We start from the raw sequence: 4,088 nt of genomic DNA on the forward strand, positions 1-4,088 counted from the left end.
AGGAATTAGAAGGCCACGCTGGCCGAGCACCGCGCATTCGTCTCGCGCACCTTCCGCAACGTTTTCCGGCTGGTCGGCATGGGCGATACGGAAGAGCCGGCCGCGCCCGGCGCCCGCGCGACGACGCCGCGGAAAACGACCTCGACGCCCAGATCCGCGAGGCGTTCGGCGATCAGGCCGAAGACCTGCAGCGGCGCGCCGAGACCCTGCTTGCCAGCCACCGCGTGCTGCCGGCGCGCTGCGCGCCGCGCTGCAGACGCCCGCCCCGGCCCAGGCCGCCGTGCGGCTGTTCGACCTCATCGAAACCATCGCCCAGCGCAGCGCCTATCTCGCCCTGCTGGCCGAATACCCCGACACGCTGGCGCGCGTGGCGCGCATGATGGCGGCCAGCCCCTGGGCGGCCCAGTACCTCACCCAGCATCCGCTGCTGCTGGACAGCCTGATCGACTGGCGCACGCTTTTCGAGCCGCTGGATTTCGCCCAGATCGGACGCCAGCTCGCCGCCGACCTCGACGCCTGCCGCCTGCCCGACGGCGAACCCGACATCGAGCGCCAGATGAACCTGATGCGCGACGTGCAGCGCCAGGCGAGCTTCCAGCTGCTGGCGCAGGACCTCGAAGGCGAGCTCTCGGTGGAAAAGCTGGCCGACCAGCTCTCGGCCCTGGCCGACCTGCTGCTCACCGAAACCATCCGGCGCGTCTGGCCGCTGGTTAACCGCAAGGCGGGCGCGGAGCCGCGTTTCGCCGTCATTGCCTACGGCAAGCTGGGAGGCAAGGAACTGGGCTACGCCTCCGACCTGGACCTGGTGTTCCTCTACGACGATCCGCGCGAGGACGCCTACGAGGTCTACGCCAAGCTGGGCCGGCGCATGACCTCCTGGCTGTCCACCATGACGTCTTCCGGACGGCTTTACGAAGTGGACCTGCGGCTGCGGCCCGACGGCGATGCCGGCCTGCTGGCCGTTTCCGTGGAAGCCTTCGAGCAATACCAGCGCCAGCATGCCTGGGCCTGGGAACACCAGGCGCTGACCCGCGCCCGGTACGCGGCGGGCAACGCCGAGGTAGGCGCGCGCTTCGAGCAGATCCGCGAAGAGATCCTGCTCCTGCCGCGCGACCCCCTGGCCCTGCGCAAGGACGTGCTGGAAATGCGGGACAAGATCGGCGCCGGCCACCCGAACCCCAGCGGGCTTTTCGATCTGAAGCACGACCGGGGCGGCATGGTCGATGTGGAGTTCGTCACCCAGTACCTGGTGCTCTGCCATGCGCGCACCCACCCGGTGCTGGTGCGCAACCTCGGCAATATCGCCCTGCTGCGGCTGGCCGGCGAAGCCGGACTGATACCGGCCGACCTCGCCCTGCGGGCGGGCGATGCCTATCGCACGCTGCGCCGCGCGCAGCACCAGCTCAGGCTGCAGGGCGTGGAAAAGGCCCGCGTGGCGCCCGACCAGCTCCAGGACGAACGCGCCTCGGTGCGCCGGCTATGGGACACCGTGCTCGGCGGCAACTCGTCGTAAAATAAGGATTTTTACGCTTTGCCCCAGAGTCAGCCATGTCCGAACTCGTGCGCCCCAAACTCGAATTGCCCGCCGGCCGCCGCAAGGTGCTGCTGCACTCGTGCTGCGCGCCCTGTTCCGGCGAGGTCATGGAGGCCATGACCGCTTCCGGCATCGACTACGCCATCTACTTCTACAACCCGAACATCCATCCGGTCAAAGAGTACGAAATCCGCAAGCAGGAGAACATCCGCTTCGCGCAGCAGCACGGCATCGAGTTCATCGATGCCGACTACGACATGGACAACTGGTTCGAGCGGGTCAAGGGACTGGAAAACGAACCCGAACGCGGCGAGCGCTGCACGGTCTGCTTCGACATGCGCTTCGAGCGCACCGCCCTGTATGCGCACGAACACGGCTTCGACACCATCACCAGCTCGCTGGGCATTTCGCGCTGGAAGGACATGAACCAGATCAACGGCTGCGGCGAACGCGCCGCCGCCCGCTATGACGACCTGGTCTACTGGACCTACAACTGGCGCAAGGGCGGCGGTTCGCAGCGCATGATCGAGATCTCCAAGCGCGAGAACTTCTACCAGCAGGAATACTGCGGCTGCGTGTACTCGCTGCGCGACACCAACCGCCACCGCCGCGCCCAGGGCCGCGACCGCATCCACATCGGCGTGAAGTTCTACGGCAAGGAAGGTCTGGTCAGCGAGGAAAATCTGTAAAGACCTGACCAGGCGCGGCCGGCCAGGCGCGGCCGGCCAGGCCAGCTAGCGCCCCTGCCCCTGCCGCCGGCACTCCGAAGGCGTGAGCCCGTAGCGCGCGCGAAACGCGTGGCTGAACCGCGCCGCGTCGGAAAATCCATGGCGGTAGGCGATGTCGCCGATCTGGCGGCCCGCCTGGGCTGCGTCGCACAACACTTCGCGGCAGCGCTCGAGGCGCGCGCTCAGGATGAAATCGGCCGGCGTGGTCGAGGCCAGCGCGAACAGGTTGTAGAGGTAGCGGCGGGACACGCGGAACGCCGCCGCGACCGTCGCGGGCGACAGCAAGGGGTCATGCAGGTTGTCCAGGATGTACTGCTGCGCGCGCCGTAACTGCGCCTGCCGCAGCTCCGCATGGCCCAGGCCGGACGCTCTGCCGGTCTGCTCGCTGATATCCAGCCCCATCATCTGCAGCACCGCGTTGGCGGCGTCGCGCGCCGCGCTGTCCGACAGGTTGGCATGCTCGCTCAGCGCCACGCGCAGCAGGTCCATCGCCATGCGCCCGCAGCCGTGGCGGGCGCTGAAACGCCGCGCGACCGCATGCTGCACGCTGGGCTGCCAGGCCTCCAGCTGCTTGCCCGGCACCTGCATGACGAGAAAGTGCGCGTCGTCGTCCACGTCTACCTCGTAGGGCCGCGCGGTGTCGTAGATGCCCCATTCGCCCGGATTCAGCAGCGCGCTGCGCGCGGCCTGGCGGATCTCGCTGCGGCCGGCGAGCTGCAGCGTGACTTTGTAGCCCGGCGCTTCCGCGCGGTCGGCCAGCGCGCGCGTGCGGCGCACGCACTGGGCGCTCGTGTGCAGCTCGCTGACCTGCATCCAGCCCAGTGCGCCCACCGCCACACTGCTGCGAAAGCGCGACGGATACACCGCGGACACGTCCAGCGGGACGAAGGTGCTGCTGATGCTTTCCTTCCAGCTCGCGCAATCGCGGAATTCCGTGCGCGCGCCGTGCAAAAGGAAGTGGGACATGGCGACTCCGGCGGCCCCAGACGGCGCGCCTGCGTATGCGTGTTGCCGATGGCTGGGCAAGAACATTGTGCTGCCTCTTTCTAGCACCCGCCGTCCGGGCCGAGTATCCGTGACAACCCTACGAAACGGGTTCGCCGGGGACATCCATTCTCCCCGCCCGCGTTGCCGGGACGACATGGCTCTACGGCTTGCGATCGCTGCCGTAGGAATATGCCGAGGGCGTCAGCCCCTGCTGCGCCAGTGCGCGCGCCAGGGCGTGCCGAACCGGCACCACGTCGTCGTAGCGCCTGGGCCGCAGCGCCGCCACTTCGGCCTGCGTGTAGGGGCGGAAGTCCGCCGGCAGCTGGCGAGGACTGAACTCGCGCAGCAGCCAGTTCAGCACCGCGGCCAATTCCGCGTCGCTCAACTGCGATTGCGCGGCGCCCGGCACGCGGACCAGGTACTCGCGGCCCGCCGGCAGCGCCAGGAACATGCCCACCGAATCGCGGAAATCGGGAATGGCGTGGCGCGCGCTGCCGCGGCCGTCGACCCGGTGGCAGCCGGCGCACTGCAGTACGTAGTCCGCCCTCGCCGCTTCCCACAGGCGCGGCGCCTGCGCCGCGTCTGCCGCGCAGGCGAGCCCGGCCCTCGGCGTTGATGGTCTTGGAAAAGCCCGTCGAATCGCCGTAGTAGAAATTCACCTTGTTCTGGCTGGTGATCTTCTTGAACGCCGCCACCGAGGCGTCCACCTTGTACGCGGTGTCTTCGGGCACGTAGCGCAGCTTGCGTCCGTTCACCCCGCCCTGCTCGTTGACCAGCTTCACGTAGTCGGTATGCCGGCATGGATGCCCTGCCCGGCAAAGGCAAAGACCCCGCCTCCA

Annotated in this window: 3 protein-coding genes and 2 pseudogenes; 2 read left to right on the forward strand and 3 right to left on the reverse strand. The window is 68.4% G+C overall.

Annotated elements, in window-relative coordinates; genetic code table 11:
- Positions 1-15: 15 nt before the first annotated feature.
- Positions 16-1,513 (forward strand): annotated as a pseudogene (gene glnE / locus AD428_RS23670) (bifunctional [glutamate--ammonia ligase]-adenylyl-L-tyrosine phosphorylase/[glutamate--ammonia-ligase] adenylyltransferase); the annotation flags it as partial.
- 35 nt (positions 1,514-1,548) lie between these two features.
- Positions 1,549-2,223, forward strand: a complete 675-nt coding sequence (locus AD428_RS23675) for an epoxyqueuosine reductase QueH (RefSeq protein ID WP_053246781.1) — start codon at positions 1,549-1,551, stop codon at positions 2,221-2,223.
- 45 nt (positions 2,224-2,268) lie between these two features.
- Here the strand turns inward: AD428_RS23675 and AD428_RS23680 are convergent, their stop codons facing one another.
- The 3 genes and pseudogenes from AD428_RS23680 to AD428_RS25820 form a co-directional block, all read right to left on the reverse strand.
- Positions 2,269-3,228, reverse strand: a complete 960-nt coding sequence (locus AD428_RS23680) for a helix-turn-helix domain-containing protein (protein WP_053246782.1) — start codon at positions 3,226-3,228, stop codon at positions 2,269-2,271.
- 181 nt (positions 3,229-3,409) lie between these two features.
- Positions 3,410-3,700, reverse strand: a complete 291-nt coding sequence (locus tag AD428_RS28690) for a hypothetical protein (RefSeq protein WP_235491104.1) — start codon at positions 3,698-3,700, stop codon at positions 3,410-3,412.
- A 154-nt stretch (positions 3,701-3,854) separates the two neighbouring features.
- Positions 3,855-4,088: pseudogene (locus AD428_RS25820) on the reverse strand (ABC transporter substrate-binding protein); the annotation flags it as partial.

The sequence above is a fragment of the Achromobacter sp. DMS1 genome, assembly GCF_001270295.1.

Excerpts from the sequence above, each read along its gene's own strand:
- AD428_RS23675 (WP_053246781.1), top strand. The coding sequence starts at position 1,549 with ATGTCCGAACTCGTGCGCCCCAAACTCGAATTGCCCGCCGGCCGCCGC.
- AD428_RS23680 (WP_053246782.1), bottom strand. The coding sequence starts at position 3,228 with ATGTCCCACTTCCTTTTGCACGGCGCGCGCACGGAATTCCGCGATTGC.
- AD428_RS28690 (WP_235491104.1), bottom strand. The coding sequence starts at position 3,700 with ATGTTCCTGGCGCTGCCGGCGGGCCGCGAGTACCTGGTCCGCGTGCCG.